13 protein-coding genes are annotated in these 14,460 nt (G+C 66.2%); 8 read left to right on the forward strand and 5 right to left on the reverse strand.

Annotated features, from left to right (window positions below; translation table 11 throughout):
• Position 1 precedes the first annotated feature (1 nt).
• Together ACEQXV_RS07655 and ACEQXV_RS07660 are read left to right on the forward strand one after the other, a co-directional pair.
• The gene (locus tag ACEQXV_RS07655; protein ID WP_370268576.1) at positions 2 to 352 is read left to right on the forward strand and encodes a Rap1a/Tai family immunity protein; all 351 of its coding nucleotides are present in this window, start codon (positions 2 to 4) and stop codon (positions 350 to 352) included.
• 13 nt (positions 353 to 365) lie between these two features.
• Entirely contained in the window at positions 366 to 2,717 is a 2,352-nt protein-coding gene (locus ACEQXV_RS07660; RefSeq protein WP_370268577.1) for an aldehyde dehydrogenase family protein, read from the forward strand.
• A gap of 136 nt (positions 2,718 to 2,853) precedes the next feature.
• Here the strand turns inward: ACEQXV_RS07660 and ACEQXV_RS07665 are convergent, their stop codons facing one another.
• Positions 2,854 to 3,456: a DUF1523 family protein gene (locus tag ACEQXV_RS07665; protein ID WP_370268578.1), complete on the reverse strand. Its 603-nt coding sequence runs from the start codon at positions 3,454 to 3,456 to the stop codon at positions 2,854 to 2,856.
• A gap of 112 nt (positions 3,457 to 3,568) precedes the next feature.
• Between ACEQXV_RS07665 and ACEQXV_RS07670 the strand changes: the two genes are divergently transcribed.
• Complete coding sequence (locus ACEQXV_RS07670; protein ID WP_370268580.1) at positions 3,569 to 4,858, forward strand: acetylornithine deacetylase/succinyl-diaminopimelate desuccinylase family protein; 1,290 nt, start codon at positions 3,569 to 3,571, stop codon at positions 4,856 to 4,858.
• Positions 4,859 to 4,989: 131 nt separating this feature from the next.
• The gene (locus ACEQXV_RS07675; RefSeq protein ID WP_370255351.1) at positions 4,990 to 5,139 is read left to right on the forward strand and encodes a hypothetical protein; all 150 of its coding nucleotides are present in this window, start codon (positions 4,990 to 4,992) and stop codon (positions 5,137 to 5,139) included.
• 74 nt (positions 5,140 to 5,213) lie between these two features.
• Here ACEQXV_RS07675 and panC read toward each other — a convergent pair whose 3' ends face one another.
• Complete coding sequence (panC, locus tag ACEQXV_RS07680; protein ID WP_370255352.1) at positions 5,214 to 6,059, reverse strand: pantoate--beta-alanine ligase; 846 nt, start codon at positions 6,057 to 6,059, stop codon at positions 5,214 to 5,216.
• Positions 6,056 to 6,889 carry a 3-methyl-2-oxobutanoate hydroxymethyltransferase gene (gene panB / locus ACEQXV_RS07685; RefSeq protein ID WP_370268581.1) on the reverse strand — a complete coding sequence of 278 codons (834 nt, stop codon included), beginning with the start codon at positions 6,887 to 6,889 and terminating at the stop codon, positions 6,056 to 6,058. The genes panC and panB overlap by 4 nt, the downstream gene beginning before the upstream one ends.
• Before the next feature lie 180 nt (positions 6,890 to 7,069).
• On the opposite strand from panB, the gene ACEQXV_RS07690 reads away from it, so the two are divergent.
• The 3 genes from ACEQXV_RS07690 (at position 7,070) to ACEQXV_RS07700 (ending at position 10,467) form a co-directional block, all read left to right on the forward strand.
• Positions 7,070 to 8,539 carry an ABC transporter substrate-binding protein gene (locus ACEQXV_RS07690; RefSeq protein ID WP_370255356.1) on the forward strand — a complete coding sequence of 490 codons (1,470 nt, stop codon included), beginning with the start codon at positions 7,070 to 7,072 and terminating at the stop codon, positions 8,537 to 8,539.
• Between the two features lie 131 nt (positions 8,540 to 8,670).
• On the forward strand, positions 8,671 to 9,504 hold the full coding sequence (locus ACEQXV_RS07695; RefSeq protein ID WP_370268582.1) for a hypothetical protein: 834 nt from the start codon (positions 8,671 to 8,673) through the stop codon (positions 9,502 to 9,504).
• 45 nt (positions 9,505 to 9,549) lie between these two features.
• On the forward strand, positions 9,550 to 10,467 hold the full coding sequence (locus ACEQXV_RS07700; protein WP_370268583.1) for a DMT family transporter: 918 nt from the start codon (positions 9,550 to 9,552) through the stop codon (positions 10,465 to 10,467).
• Between the two features lie 14 nt (positions 10,468 to 10,481).
• On the opposite strand, the gene ACEQXV_RS07705 is transcribed toward ACEQXV_RS07700, so the two are convergent.
• Complete coding sequence (locus ACEQXV_RS07705; RefSeq protein WP_370268585.1) at positions 10,482 to 11,462, reverse strand: NAD(P)-dependent alcohol dehydrogenase; 981 nt, start codon at positions 11,460 to 11,462, stop codon at positions 10,482 to 10,484.
• A gap of 162 nt (positions 11,463 to 11,624) precedes the next feature.
• Positions 11,625 to 13,775 carry an esterase-like activity of phytase family protein gene (locus tag ACEQXV_RS07710; protein WP_370268586.1) on the reverse strand — a complete coding sequence of 717 codons (2,151 nt, stop codon included), beginning with the start codon at positions 13,773 to 13,775 and terminating at the stop codon, positions 11,625 to 11,627.
• Positions 13,776 to 13,981: 206 nt separating this feature from the next.
• On the opposite strand from ACEQXV_RS07710, the gene ACEQXV_RS07715 reads away from it, so the two are divergent.
• A partial coding sequence (locus ACEQXV_RS07715; RefSeq protein WP_370268587.1) for a GTP-binding protein occupies positions 13,982 to 14,460 on the forward strand: 479 nt, incomplete at its 3' end.

The raw sequence follows: 14,460 nt of genomic DNA on the forward strand, positions 1-14,460 counted from the left end.
AATGAAGAAGTATCTGGCAAAAACTACTATACTTGTTGCGTTCCTCGTCGCCTCCTTCAGCGCTCAAGCTGAAGAGGATAGCGTAGTTTTATCTTCAGCTGATTTTGCAGATGCTTGCACACGGGCGAATGAAAGCTGGGTGTCATTTTGCAACGGCTATGCCCAAGCACTCGTGGATTTTGCAACTTTATCTGGCAATGCGTGCATACCTGATGGAACTACACGATCCGAAATCATAACGCTCATTGATAGCATCGCATTCGATGCCATCTCCACCAATGACATCGCTTCGGACAGTCCGGCTTTTCTTGTTGCACTTAGTGTAATCGAAGCCGCATTCCCTTGCAGCTAGCGGAACTAAATCGATGACCATCCCCGAGATTTTCGAGACCATGGACTACGGCCCCGCGCTGGAAGACGCCTCCGAGGCGCGCGCTTGGATTGCCCGGCACGAGGGCCGCTTCGGCCATTTCATCGGCGGGGCCTTCACGGCACCGGGCGAGACCTTTGCCACGACGAACCCGGCCACGGGCGAGGCGCTGGCGCAAGTCAGCCAGGGCAGCGCAGCGGATGTGGAAGCGGCGGTGGATGCGGCCGCCCGCGCCTTCCCGCGCTGGTCGAAACTGTCCGGCCACAAGCGCGCCCGTCACCTCTATGCGCTGGCGCGGCTCCTGCAAAAGCACAGCCGCCTGTTCGCCGTGCTGGAGACGATGGATAACGGCAAGCCGATCCGCGAGAGCCGCGACATCGACATTCCGCTGGCGCAGCGGCATTTCTACTATCACGCCGGGCTGGCGCAGCTCTGCGACGCCGAGTTGCCGGGGCACCAGCCGCTTGGCGTCTGCGGGCAGGTGATCCCGTGGAACTTCCCGCTGCTGATGCTGGCCTGGAAGGTCGCGCCGGCGCTCGCGGCGGGCAACACGGTAGTGCTGAAACCCGCCGAATACACGTCGCTCACCGCGCTTCTCTTCGCCGATATCTGCCGCGAGGCGGGGCTGCCCAAGGGCGTGGTCAATATCGTCACCGGCGATGGCGCGACGGGGGCGGCACTTGTCGAACATCCCGGCATCGCCAAGGTGGCCTTTACCGGATCGACCGAAGTTGGCCGGAAGATCCGCGAGGCGACGGCGGGCAGCGGCAAGGCCCTGACACTCGAACTGGGGGGCAAGTCGCCCTACATCGTCTTCGACGACGCCGATATCGACAGCGCCATCGAGGGGCTCGTGGATGCGATCTGGTTCAACCAGGGGCAGGTCTGCTGCGCTGGCAGTCGCCTTCTTGTGCAAGAAAACATCGCGGAGGAGTTCCACGCCCGGCTGAAGGCCCGCATGGCCAACCTGCGCGCAGGCGATCCCCTGGACAAATGCATCGATATCGGCGCGGTGGTGGACCCGGTGCAGCACGCAAGGATCACCGAGCTCGTGGCAGGCTGCACCGCGGGCGAGACCTACCAGGCCCCGATCGAGATGCCCTCGGGCGGCTGCTTCTACCCCCCCACCCTGATCACCGGGCTGGAGCCCGCCGACCCGCTGATGCAGGAAGAAATCTTCGGGCCCGTGCTGGTGTCTTCCACATTCCGCACCCCGGGCGAGGCCGTGGCGATGGCCAACAACACCCGCTACGGGCTGGCCGCGACGGTCTGGACCGAGACCGTGAACCTCGCCCTCGACGTGGCGCCCAAGCTGGCCGCGGGCGTGGTCTGGGTCAACGCCACCAACCTATTCGACGCGGCCGCGGGCTTCGGCGGTGTGCGCGAAAGCGGGTTTGGCCGCGAAGGCGGGTGGGAAGGCCTGCTGGCCTATCTCAAGCCCTCCGACGCCGGGAAACCGGTGAAGCCCGCGAAGCTTCACGCACCCGGCGAGGCGGATTTCGAGGGGATCGACCGCACCGCCAAGCTTTACGTGGGCGGCAAGCAGGCGCGGCCCGATGGCGGCTATTCGCGCGCCATTCACAGGCCGCGTGGCGCATTGATCGGCCATGTGGGGATCGCCAACCGCAAGGATATCCGCAACGCCGTGGAAGCGGCGCAGGCAGCCGCCGGGTGGGGCAAGACCACCGGGCATCTCAGGGCGCAGATCCTCTATTACCTGGCCGAAAACCTCGGCGCGCGCGCGGGCGAATTCGCCGACCGCATCCGGGCGCAAACGGGCCGCTCTGCCGCCTCGGCCCGTGACGAGGTGGACATCGCGCTGTCGCGGCTCTTCAGTTACGCCGCCTGGGCCGACAAGTTCGACGGCGCGGTCAAATCGGTGCCCATTCGCGGCGTGGCGCTGGCGATGAACGAGCCCGTGGGCGTGATCGGGGCCTTCTGCCCGGAAGAGGCGCCTTTGCTAGGCCCGGTATCGCTGCTGGCACCCGCCATGGCCATGGGCAACCGGGTGATCCTGGTCGCCGGTGAAAGCGCGCCCTTGAGCGCCACGGATCTTTATCAAGTGCTCGACACGTCGGATGTGCCGGGAGGGGTGGTGAACATCCTGACCGGGTCGCATGCAGACCTGGCCAAGCCGCTCGCCACGCATATGGACGTGAACGCGGTCTGGAGCTTTTCCTCGGCCGATGTCTCGGGCGAGATCGAGGCGGGCAGCGCCGGATCGCTGAAGCGCACATGGGTCAATAACGGGCGCAACCCCGACTGGTTCGGAGCGGCTGGTGAGGGCAAGGCCTTCCTGCGGGCCGCGACGGAGGTGAAGACGGTCTGGGTGCCCTACGGCGAGTGAGGAGGTTGCGCCCGTGCCCCCGGCACGGGCGACCCGCGCGATCCGTGACGGATCGCGGATCATTTTCCGCAGCGGAAAATGCACGGGGGCTCTGCCCCCGCACCCCCGGAGTATTTTGACCAAGAAGAGGGCAGGCTCAGCGGCCTGAAACGCGGTCCTTGAGCTTGGCCCAGCGCACCATCACTCCGTCCACCACCGGGTCGATGACCCGGTCCTCGAAGCGTTCCCAGAGCCGCCACAGCACGAAGAGAAGCGCCGCCAGCAGGGTCAAGATCACGATATTGAGCCAGGGAAAGAGGCTCACTTCGGGGCTGTCCACCGCGCGGATTGCCACCGCGTTGGGATAGATCGACAGCGCGGGCATCCGCCAGCCGTAATGGGTGATGACAACCCATTGCGGGCTGGCGCTGGTCGAGGTCAGGTCCGCCGCCTCGGCATGCAGGTTGGAACTGTCGAGCTTGAAATAGGGCGGCCAGCCAAAGCCGGTATCCTCGTTGCGGTAGACGCTCACGCGGCCATCTGGCCGGGTGGTGTTGATGAGCCGCAGGTCGCGATTGGTGCCCTCGGTATTGCCGGTGTCGGATCGCGCGTAGAACATGCGGTTCCAGCCCGACAGGTCCGCGCGGATGATTTCCGTCCCCGTGATCCGCACCACGTCGCGGCCCGGCAGCGTGTAGTGCAGGAAGCCGCCGACAAGGAGCGCGATCAGCAGCAGAACACTCCAGCGAACCCATCTCATGTCGGTCAAATCCCTTCCTGGCCAATGCCCGTGTCCTACCCTGACAGATGGGGACGGCCAAGCCAAATGCGAGGGCTTGCGGCATGTTGGCCTTGGGCGCAAAGTGCAGGCCATGACAGCAGATCCCAGCCTTGACCGCCTTTATGCCGAAATCGCCGCCCGCGAGGCGGAGCTCATCCAGCTGACACAGGATCTTGTGCGCATCCCGACGCTGAACCCGCCGGGGCGCCACTACCACGACATCTGCGACTTCCTGGGCGCGCGGCTGCGCCGCAAGGGGTTTCACGTCGACCTGATCCGGGCGCACGGCGCACCCGCCGACAGCGAGAAATATCAGCGCTGGAACATGGTGGCGCGCCACCAGGGCGCGGGTGGCGCGGGGGAATGCGTGCATTTCAACAGCCATCACGACGTGGTCGAGGTGGGCCATGGCTGGACCACCGACCCGTTCGGAGGAGAGCTGAGGGACGGCCGCATCTACGGACGCGGCACCTGTGACATGAAAGGCGGGCTCGCCGCCTCGGTCATCGCTGCCGAAGCGTTCATCGCAGCCTTCCCCGACTACATGGGCGCGATCGAGATCAGCGCCACGGCGGACGAGGAATCGGGCGGGTATGGCGGCGTGGCCTACCTCGCCGAACATGGCTGGTTCCGCCCCGAAAAAGTGCAGCACGTCATCATCCCCGAGCCCCTGAACAAGGACCGCATCTGCCTGGGCCATCGCGGCGTCTGGTGGGCGGAAATCGAGACCAGGGGGCGCATCGCCCATGGCTCCATGCCCTTCCTGGGCGACAGCGCGATCCGTCACATGGGCGCGGTGCTGGAGGAGATGGAGCGCACGCTCTACCCGCTTCTGGCGGGCAAGCGCACGGCGATGCCCGTGGTGCCCGAAGGCGCGCGGCAATCGACGCTCAACATCAACTCGATCCATGGCGGCGAGCCGGAACAGGATGACGATTATACCGGCCTGCCCGCGCCTTGCGTCGCCGACCGCTGCCGCATCGTGATCGACCGGCGCTTTCTGATCGAAGAGGACCTTGCCGAGGTGAAGGCCGAGGTCGCCCGGATGCTGGAAAGCATCAAGGCCAGCCGTCCGAAATTCGAATACGAGATCCGCGATCTCTTCGAGGTGGTCCCCACGATGACGGACGAGGATGCGCCGGTGGTGAAAACGGTGCAGGCGGCCATTCAGAAAGTGCTGAACACCGAGGCGCAGTTCGTGGTCTCGCCCGGCACCTACGACCAGAAGCATATCGACCGGATCGGCAAGCTGAGGAACTGCATCGCCTACGGGCCCGGCATCCTCGATCTGGCGCATCAGCCCGACGAATGGGTCGGGGTCGAAGACATGATGGACAGCGCCAAGGTGATGGCGCTGACCCTGCGCGAACTTCTGACCTGAGCGACCGGGGCATTCCTGGCCATGCAGCCCGTGCAAGCCGGGATTGACCAGTCTCTGGGTGGTCGTTGGTGCGGCGCGGGCCTATCTCGGCGGCAATCCCTCCCTTCCCGATCTTATACAGGATCAAGATCATGCCCCACGCAGCCCAGAACCTGCACGCCTTCGCTTTCCTGATGACCGCCTTTGACCTGCGCGGCATCTTCCCCGCCGCGCGCGAGCGCAAGGCATCGGAGCCTGTCCCCCACTGGATCGACTTCCTGCACCCCACCCCGCGCGGCTGACGCGGTCCGCGCAGGAGGCCAGGAGGATCGCGGCCCGACGGGCCGCGGCCTTTAAGTCGCAAACCGCCCGCGCCTTAGCCCACGGCAATATTGTCGATCAGCCTGACGCCCGCCAGTTGTGCAGCCGTCAGCAGGCGAGCCGGACGGTTCAGCACCTCAACGGGTTTCAGCGTCTCGCTGTCGCGCAGTTCCATGTATTCGACCGCGTTGAACCCCGCGCGCTCCACCTCTGCACTGGCCTCGGCCAGGACCTGAGCCACCGGCTCGCCCGCCCCGATCCGCGCCGCGGCCCGTTCCATCGCGGCGTTCAGCGCCGGGGCCTTGATCCGCGCCCGGTCCGACAGCAGCAGGTTGCGCGACGACAGGGCCAGCCCGTCCTCTTCGCGGATCGTGGGGCAGCCGACCACCTCGGTCCCGAGGTCCAGGTCCGCCGACAGCCGCGTGACCACCTGCAACTGCTGGTAGTCCTTTTCCCCGAACCAGGCCCGATCGGCCATGGTCTGGGTAAAGAGCTTGGTGACAACGGTCGCCACCCCGTCGAAATGGCCGGGGCGGAACGCGCCCTCCAGCTCATCGGCAACCCCGCCGACCGAAACCGTGGTCACGAAACCGTCGGGATAGATCTGGTCGGGGTCCGGGCAATAGATCGCGTCGACCTCTAAAGGGATCAGCTTGCGCGCATCCTCTTCCTCGGTGCGCGGGTAATTCTCCAGGTCCTTGGGGTCGTTGAACTGCTTTGGATTGACGAAGATCGTCACGATCACGCGGTCGGCCCCGGCCTTGGCCGCGCGCACGAGGCTGAGATGCCCCTGGTGCAGCGCGCCCATCGTGGGCACGACGCCGATCACCTCACCTGCACGCCGCCAGCCGCGGGTCATCTGCTGAAGCGCCGCCTTGCTGCGGATGATGGGGGCGGTCATGGCTTGGCCCCCTGCGCCTCTTCGCCGAAGACATGCTCGGGCGCGGGGAAACTGCGGGCACGCACCTCTGCGGCATAGGCCGCGATGGCCGCATCCGCCGTCTCGCCCAGTTCCGCGTAGCGTTTGGCGAATTTCGGCTTGAAGGCGGTGAACAGCCCCAGCATGTCATCGACCACGAGGATCTGCCCGTCGCATCCTGCCGAGGCCCCGATCCCGATCGTGGGAATGGGCAGTTCTGCCGTGATCTCATCGGCCAGCGTGGCAGGCACCTTCTCCAGCACCACCGAAAACGCCCCGGCCCGTGCGACCGCGCGAGCATCGTCCAGCACGCGGGCCCGGTCTTCGCCCCGCCCCTGCACCTTGTAGCCGCCCAGCGTATTGATCGCCTGCGGCGTCAGGCCGATATGCGCCATGACCGGGATCGAGCGGCGGGTGAGGAAGCGGATCGTCTCCTCCATCTCGACGCCGCCTTCCAGCTTGACCGCCGCCGCGCCCGTCTCGCGCAGGATGCGGGCCGCGTTGCGCAGCGCCTGGGACGGGCTTTCCTCGTAGCTTCCGAAGGGCATGTCCACGACCATCATCGCCCGGCTCAGCCCCCGCTTCACCGCCGCGCCATGCAGGATCATCATCTCCATCGTGACGCCCAGCGTGCTCTCCATCCCGTGCAGCACCATTCCCAGGGAATCGCCCACCAGCACGATGTCGCAATGCGGGTCGGTCAGGCGGGCAACAGGGGTGGTATAGGCGGTCAGGCAGACCAGCGGCAGCCCCCCTTTTCGCGCGAGAATATCGGCGGGCAACGGGGCCGTCTTCTTGGCGGTGGCGCTCATGTCTCCTCCCATGCAGCGTCAATGCGGTGGCGCGGCATACTATGCTGCGTTGCAGAAATCCAGTCTTGACGCGGGGCCCGCGCAAGAAAGTTACCTTTCGATTCGCTTGATTAACGGCCCGGTTGGGCCTTTCATGGGGAGAGGGTCGGCACGCGACCGGCCGCGACAGGGAGAAATGACATGCGTATCCTGCAATCCACCGCGCTCGCGCTGGTGCTGGGCAGCACGGCCGCCTTCGCCACCACGACCGACATCACCATCGGCATGCAGCTGGAGCCCCCGAACCTCGACCCGACGGGCGGCGCGGCGGCCGCCATCGACGAGGTGGTCTATGCCAACGTCTTCGAAGGGCTGACGCGCTTCGCCTCGGATGGCTCGGTCATTCCGGGCCTGGCTGAAAGCTGGGACATTTCCGAGGACGGCCTGACCTATACCTTCCACCTGCGCGACGGCGTCATGTTCCATGACGGCACCAGCTTCACCGCCGAAGACGCGGTGTTCAGCCTCGACCGCGCCCGTGCCGAAGGCTCCACCAACGCGCAGCCGGGCCTCTTTGCCGGCATCGCAAGCGTCGAGGCCGCCGACGACACCACGCTGGTGGTGACGCTCTCTGCCCCCAATGGCAGCTTCCTCTTCAACATGGCCTGGGGCGACGCCGTGATGGTCGCGCCCGAAAGCGCCGACACCAATGCCACCAACCCGGTGGGCACCGGTCCCTTCCGCTTCTCGGAATGGGTGCAGGGCGACCGGGTGGAACTGGTGCGCAACGACGCCTACTGGGGCGAGCCCGTGGCGCTGGAAGCCGCGACTTTCCGCTTCATCTCGGACCCCAACGCCGCCTTCGCGGCGATGATGGCGGGCGACGTGGATGCCTTCCCGGTCTATCCCAGCCCCGAAACGCTGGCCCAGTTCGATGCCGATCCGCGCTTCAACGTGATCGTGGGCTCGACCGAGGGCGAAACCATCCTCTCCACCAACAACATGGCCGATCACCTCAGCGACGTGCGCGTGCGCCAGGCGATCGCCCATGCGATCAACCGGCAGGACATCATCGACGGGGCCATGTTCGGCTATGGCACGCCCATCGGCACCCATTTCGCGCCGCACAACCCCGACTATGTCGACCTGACCGGCCTGTCGGCCCACGACCCCGACCGCGCCCGCGAACTGCTGGCCGAAGCGGGCGCCGAGGGGATCACCCTGCGCCTGATGCTGCCGCCGCCCTCCTACGCCCGGCGCGGGGGCGAGATCGTGGCCGCCCAGTTGCGCGCGGTTGGTCTCGATATCGAGATTTCCAACCTCGAATGGGCGCAGTGGCTCGAACAGGTCTTCCGCGGCCATGACTTCGACCTGACCATCGTCAGCCATACCGAACCGATGGATATCGGGATCTACGGGCGAGACGACTATTACTTCCAGTATCAGTCCGACGCCTTCAACGCGGTGATGGCGGAACTGAATGCCACCACCGACCCGGCGGGTCGGTCTGCCCTGCTGCAACAGGCGCAGCAGATCATCGCCGAGGACTACGTGAACGGCTACCTGTTCCAGTTGGCCAAGACCGGCGTGGCAAATGCCAATATCGAGGGTCTGTGGGAAAATTCACCCACCCAGGCCATCGACCTGACCGGGGTTCACTGGACCGACTAAGCCAGCACTGACACGATCGAAAAGGCCCGGCATCCTCAAAGGCGCCGGGCCTTTTTCTGTCAAAAGCGCGCGAGAGCCTCCAAAAGTGCTATGATCCCCGGTGTATCTTCAAGACACAGGGGGCCCATGCCATGTTCCGTTCCCTCCTTCTCAGCGTGGTTCTGCTCGCTGCGACACCCCTGGCAGCACAGGAATTCACCCCGCAGGACCTGGTCTCTTACGCCCAATCGGAAGAAGAGGCCCTGCTGCGCGAACGCGAGCGCCTGCTGGCGGCAGAGGCCGCACTGGCCGAGCCCCTTTGGCTGCGCCGCGCGGATGGGCAGGTCGATGTTGTCGATGGCGGACCGATCTACGACCGGGCAAGCTTCGTGATCGAAATGGCCGTCTCGATGCGGGCCGAGGCCGAGATCGACAGCCTGGAGGCCGCTGCGGGCTTCGAAATGCCCGCCTTCCTGCGCGACATCACCCAGCAGGTTGCCGAAGCTGTGGCCGCAACCGATACACCCGATCAGGCCAGCATCGTTTCCCGCGCCCGAAACCGCTTGATCGACGCCTACCGGACCGCCTCTCAGGCCACCCGGCGCGAGACCCTGGTCGGGATCGACCAGCGCCTGACCTGGGTGCGCGAGGTGTTCGAGGAGGCGCAGGAAGCGCGCGAAGCGCGCGCCTTTCCCGCCATCTACAGCGTGTTCACCTCCAGTTATGGCGATATTCACTGGGACGAAGGCTATTACGGCGACCCCAACAAGACCCTCGCTGTGTCCGACATCCGCGAGGATCGCGCCCATGCCGTCTGGGTGGTCGAGGGCCGGTGGGGGCGCGTCGACGATCCCGACCGTGTGGGCGGCTTCGAATTCTGGTTCAGCTCCGCGTGCAGCTTTTCCGGCTGGTGGTGGTATGACAACGACCGGCCCGATGTGGAAAGCCGCAGCCCGAACTGGACGGGGGAATGCGCGGGGGGCTAACCTGACCGCGTGCGCAGCCCCGCGCGCCCGGTCAAGGAGCCCCCGTTGAGTGTCGCCGCATCCCAGACGGGCCGCCCCAACCGCGCCCTTCCCGCGATCCTGATCAGCCTTGCCTCGATCGTGCTCTTCGATCTCATGGGGCTGGTTATCAAGCACCTGTCGACCCACGGCTACAGCGCCGCCGAGCTGTCCTCCTACCGCAATCTCTTCGGGCTGATCCCGGCCGGCATCGCGCTCTGGTCGTCCCGGCAATGGCGCGCGGGCGGGCGCAGGCTGTGGCTTCGGCAGTGGCCCATCGCGGTGATCCGGGGGCTGGCGGTGACCGTGGCGCAGTTCTGTTTCTACCTCGCCATCGGGCGCATCGCCTTCGCCACCGCGGCCACCATTTCCTATTCCAGCTCGCTCTTCATCCTGCTCTATTCCGTGCCGCTTCTGGGCGAGAGGGTAGGCGCGTTCCGCTGGTCGGCGGCGCTGGTGGGCTTCGCGGGCGTCGTGCTGGTGATGGGGCCGGGGCGCGAAGGCTTCGGCCTCGACGTCGTGCTGCCCCTCATCGCCGCTTCGCTCTACGGGTTCGCGGGGGTCTCCTCGCGGATGATGGACGCCGAGGTGCCCAGCCCGCTGATCAACCTGTGGTCCTCGTCCATGTCGGCGCTCGGGGCCTTCGTGCTGGCCATGGCGCTTGGCGGCTACGCGCCCATCGCCTCGCTGACCGACCTAGCCTGGATCGTGGCGATGGGGCTCTTCGGGGGCTCGGCGGTTCTGTGCATGGTCATCGCCTACCGCATGACCGAACCCGGAAACCTCGCCCCCTTCGCCTATTTCGGCATTCCCACCGCCTTTACCCTCGGCTGGCTCTTCTTCGACGAAGCCCCCTTCGGCGATCTCTTCCCCGGCGCGATACTGATCGTGGCCGGGGGTCTGATGATCCTGTGGCGAGAGCGGCGCCTGGCCCGCGAGGAGTGACGCCGCCCCGACACTCAGGCCGCCGACAGGTCCAGCACCACCGCCCCGCGCCGGTGCCGCCCCTCCACATGGGCATAGCCCTCGCGGATGCGCTCGAACGGATAGACCCGGTCGATCAGCGGGCGAAGATGCCCCTCCAGCACCAGCGCGGCCAGGGTCTCCACCCCCTCGCGGCTGTCCCCGCTGACATGGAGCTTCATGCGCGGCCCCCGCCCCAGGCCCAGCCCCGAGACCAGGGCCGCAGGCAGGGCGCGGATCCCGAAATTGAGCGGCAGGAACAGGCCGGACGGGGCCAGGATGCGCCGGGCGGTCCGGAAATCGAGCGCGCCCACCGTGTCGAACACGACGTCGAACATCGTGTCGCGCCGGGTCACGTCCTCTGCCCGGTAATCCACCACCTCCTGCGCGCCGAGCGACCGGACATAGGCAAGGTTCTCGCCACTGGCGACACCCGTCACCTCGGCCCCCAGCCAGCGCGCGATCTGCACCGCGTAGCCGCCGACCCCGCCCGATGCGCCCACGACCAGCACCCGCTGACCGGGCAGGACGCCCGCAACATCGCGCAGGAATTCCAGCGCGCAGAGCGCCCCGAACGGCAGCGCGGCGGCCTCCTCGTCCGACATCCCGCCGGGCAGGGCGGCAATCGCCCCCGTTTCGGGCATCGCCAGGTATTCCGCATGGGCCCCGAACATGCTGAAGCCAAAGACCCGGTCGCCGGGCCGGAAGCGGGTCACACCCGCGCCCACCGCCTCGACCGTGCCTGCGAAATCGCCGCCCAGCACCCTGCGGCGCGGGCGAAACAGCCCGAACATCAGCCGCCCCGGCAGCCACAGCCCACCCGGAAAGGCCGAGGCACGCAGCCGCCAGTCGGCGGTCGTGATCCCGGCAGCGCCCACGCGCACCAAGACCTCACCCTGCCCCGGCTCCGGGCGCGGCATCTCGCGCGGGGAAACAACCTCGGGGCCACCATAGCTGTCGTAATACATCGCTTTCATCTCGGTCTCCTTCATCGCTGTTGGACCCGAGATAGGACAACCGGCATCATGCGTGAATTGCCGTAATTTGCATCCGAACCATGCGAAAATGCATGACGAGACCCCCAACGAAAAAGCCCCCGCCGGATCGCTCCGCCGGGGGCCACGCCTGCTGAAATGCGCTTACATCGGCGGAATGGCGAAGAACATCGTCTCGCCCGAGTGATCGTCGACACCGTCGTTGTCGGTCGACACCCAGATCGTGCCGTCGGGCATGATCGCCAGCCCTTCGACCTTGTCCAGCACGTAGCCGCCGGTCGAGGTCAGGTAGGGGATCAGGTCCACGACCACCTCGTGCTCCACCACGGGCAGATCACCGCCCAGCGGTGCGGGCACCATGTTTTCCAGCGCCACGCGGGTGATCAGCTTGGTCACGGCAGCCGAGCCGATCTGGTTGTCGCGCTCGATCAGGTAGACATGGTCACCATGGGCGACGATTTCCGACAGGCCGACCCAGCCCATTTCCGGGTCGGTGGTCTGGTAGCGCACGGCGCCCCATTCCTCGGTCTCGGTGTTATAGGCCACCAGCTTCACTGTGTTCTCGGGGTCATCGTCCCAGCTGCGCTGGACTGCCATCCACAGGGTATCGCCCACCATGGTGATGCCCTCGAAGCCAAAGCGGCGTTCGACGGCCAGCAGTTCTTCGGGCAGCGGCACATAATCCTCGATCTCGCCATCGGCGCTGACATGGTAGAGCGCATGAGGCACGAGCCGGTCGGTGCGGCCCTCGGAAGCGATCCAGAATCCGCCCTCGCCATCCAGCGTGATGCCTTCCATGTCCAAAAGCTGCGCAGGCTGGCCAGCACGGGTCACGCGGATTGCGTCGATGATGCGGCTCGGGCCATCCATCGAGGGTTCGATCACGAAGATCGTCGGCTGCATCGCGTAGAAGCTGTCATTCACCGCGTAGATCAGCCCGGAGTCCGGGTCGGCGACCATGCCCGAAATCGCGCCCCAGCCGGTCAGTTCATCCATCCCCACGCTGGTCAGGTGCGGGTAGACCGCCGGCGCATCCTGGTATTCGTAGATCATGACATGGCTGCGTGCCGCGCCGTCTTCCAGCCCGTCAACCTCGTTGGCCGAAACCAGCAGGCCGCGCCCGGGAATGGTCACGTATCCTTCCGGCCCGATGCCCGAGGGCAAGAGCTGTTCAAGAACCGGGTTGGCAGGGTCGGTCACGTCGTAGACCCCGACCACGCTCGCGCGTTCGGCGCCCACGAAGACATAGGGCGTGCCGTCGAACACGTCGAAGGTCACGGATTCGGGTTCCACGCCCTTGTTGCCGGACCGGCGCTCGGGATAGTGGCCAATCTCGATGATCGCCCGTTCGAAATCCGTGCCGGATTCGTAGATCACGCTCCCGTCCTGGTGGAAGATCGTCCAGCCACGGCTGCCGCCATCCATGTCGCCCTCGTTGGCGATGGCAAAATGATCGGCGTCGATCCAGGTCACGGCATCGGGTTCCCGCAGGCGGCCCGGCTGGCTGCCATTGTAGACGAAGGCACGTTCCTCATCGACGTCGATACCCTCGAGGTCGACCGCGCCGGCGGAGAAATGGCTGAGCAGCTCCCCGGCAGCGCTCAGTACCACCATGTGGTTGTTTTCCTGCAGCGTCACGACGATCTCGCCTTCATCGTTGATCGAGACGTATTCCGGCTCAGGGTCCTCGGGCGCGATCTCGGCCAGGCCGGTCACGTCGGCGCGGATGATCGCGTCGCACTGCATGGCACCATCGGCAAGCGGCACGATCGCCACGAAACCCGCCGGCATCTGGCCCACGCGGCCATCGCCAAGATCCTCGTCGCGCTCGTTCTCGATGGCCACGGCGATGAAGCTTGCATCAGGAGCCACGGCCACGCTGTCGGGCTGACCGCCCAGGTCGCAATCGCCCAGCACGGCCCGGCTGGTCACGTCCACGGCCAGCAGGTGCCCGGAGGTGTTGATGTAGTCCTCCGAGGTGTTCACGCCGACGAAGGCGGCCTGCCCGGCGACGGCCACCGAGGTCGGCTCGCCATCCAGCTCCAGCACGCCTGCGGCCCGCGGCGCATGGGGGTCGGTGATGTCGATGAAGCCCAGCACCTCGGCCGGGCTGTCGGTATAAACCAGCGTCATTCCGTCAGCGGTGGCGGCGATGATCTCGGACGAGCTTTCCTCCGCGCCGGGCTGGTTCTCGACGACCGGGAAAGACGCGATACGGTTGAAATTCATATCCGCCAGCGCGGGACCAGCCACGAGGGCAGCCGCGGTTCCAAGCAGAAGCGAACGATAGGTCATGGGAGTATCTCCAGCTATTGGATATCTCTCCCCTGCCCGTCTTTCGTGACGCTGGCATTACGGTTGCATGACAACGGAATGATAGTCTGGCCACCACCAAGCCCGGTTTGACCCGGATCATGCTGGCGAAGCCCCGGTTGCGCTAGCCTTGACCCGACTCGGGCCGATGCCGGACCATGATGCAACCAAAACGGGAGGACCCAGCCATGCGGACATTCACCATCATGGGGCCGCCTCACGCCGGAAAATCGGCCCTGGTCGAGGCGCTGGCGGGCCTGGAGGGCGGGCGCGGCAATACCCTCGCCACCATGGGCGGCGCGGGTGTGAGCAGCTTCCGGTTCATGGGCGATGACTGGGCCGCCTTCGACATCCCCGGCGGGCTCGAATTCCTGCCCCAGGCGGGCCCCGCGCTCGCCGCCTCCGACGCCGCCGTGCTCTGCGTCCCGGCCGAAGCGGGCGCGGCAGTGCTCTCGGCGCCCTACCTGCGCCTGCTGGAGGCGGCGGGCCTGCCCACCATCATCTTCGTCAACGGCATCGACGCCAGGACCGACCGCGTCTCCGACGTGATCGCCGCGCTCCAGACCTACAGCGCCCATGGCATCATCCTGCGCCAGGTTCCCATGCGAGAGGGCGACAGGGTGGTGGGCTCGATCGACCTCATCTCCGAGCGCGCCTGGGAATATCA

Source organism: Nioella sp., assembly GCF_964229645.1.
In the GTDB taxonomy this organism is placed as follows: Bacteria; Pseudomonadota; Alphaproteobacteria; order Rhodobacterales; family Rhodobacteraceae; genus Nioella.

Bases quoted from the DNA above. Each gene is read 5' to 3' on its own strand.
- ACEQXV_RS07670 (WP_370268580.1), top strand. From the start codon at position 3,569: ATGACAGCAGATCCCAGCCTTGACCGCCTTTATGCCGAAATCGCCGCC.
- panC (WP_370255352.1), bottom strand. From the start codon at position 6,059: ATGACCGCCCCCATCATCCGCAGCAAGGCGGCGCTTCAGCAGATGACC.
- ACEQXV_RS07660 (WP_370268577.1), top strand. From the start codon at position 366: ATGACCATCCCCGAGATTTTCGAGACCATGGACTACGGCCCCGCGCTG.
- ACEQXV_RS07695 (WP_370268582.1), top strand. From the start codon at position 8,671: ATGTTCCGTTCCCTCCTTCTCAGCGTGGTTCTGCTCGCTGCGACACCC.
- ACEQXV_RS07705 (WP_370268585.1), bottom strand. From the start codon at position 11,462: ATGAAAGCGATGTATTACGACAGCTATGGTGGCCCCGAGGTTGTTTCC.
- ACEQXV_RS07665 (WP_370268578.1), bottom strand. From the start codon at position 3,456: ATGAGATGGGTTCGCTGGAGTGTTCTGCTGCTGATCGCGCTCCTTGTC.
- ACEQXV_RS07710 (WP_370268586.1), bottom strand. From the start codon at position 13,775: ATGACCTATCGTTCGCTTCTGCTTGGAACCGCGGCTGCCCTCGTGGCT.
- ACEQXV_RS07690 (WP_370255356.1), top strand. From the start codon at position 7,070: ATGCGTATCCTGCAATCCACCGCGCTCGCGCTGGTGCTGGGCAGCACG.
- ACEQXV_RS07675 (WP_370255351.1), top strand. From the start codon at position 4,990: ATGCCCCACGCAGCCCAGAACCTGCACGCCTTCGCTTTCCTGATGACC.
- ACEQXV_RS07655 (WP_370268576.1), top strand. From the start codon at position 2: ATGAAGAAGTATCTGGCAAAAACTACTATACTTGTTGCGTTCCTCGTC.
- panB (WP_370268581.1), bottom strand. From the start codon at position 6,889: ATGAGCGCCACCGCCAAGAAGACGGCCCCGTTGCCCGCCGATATTCTC.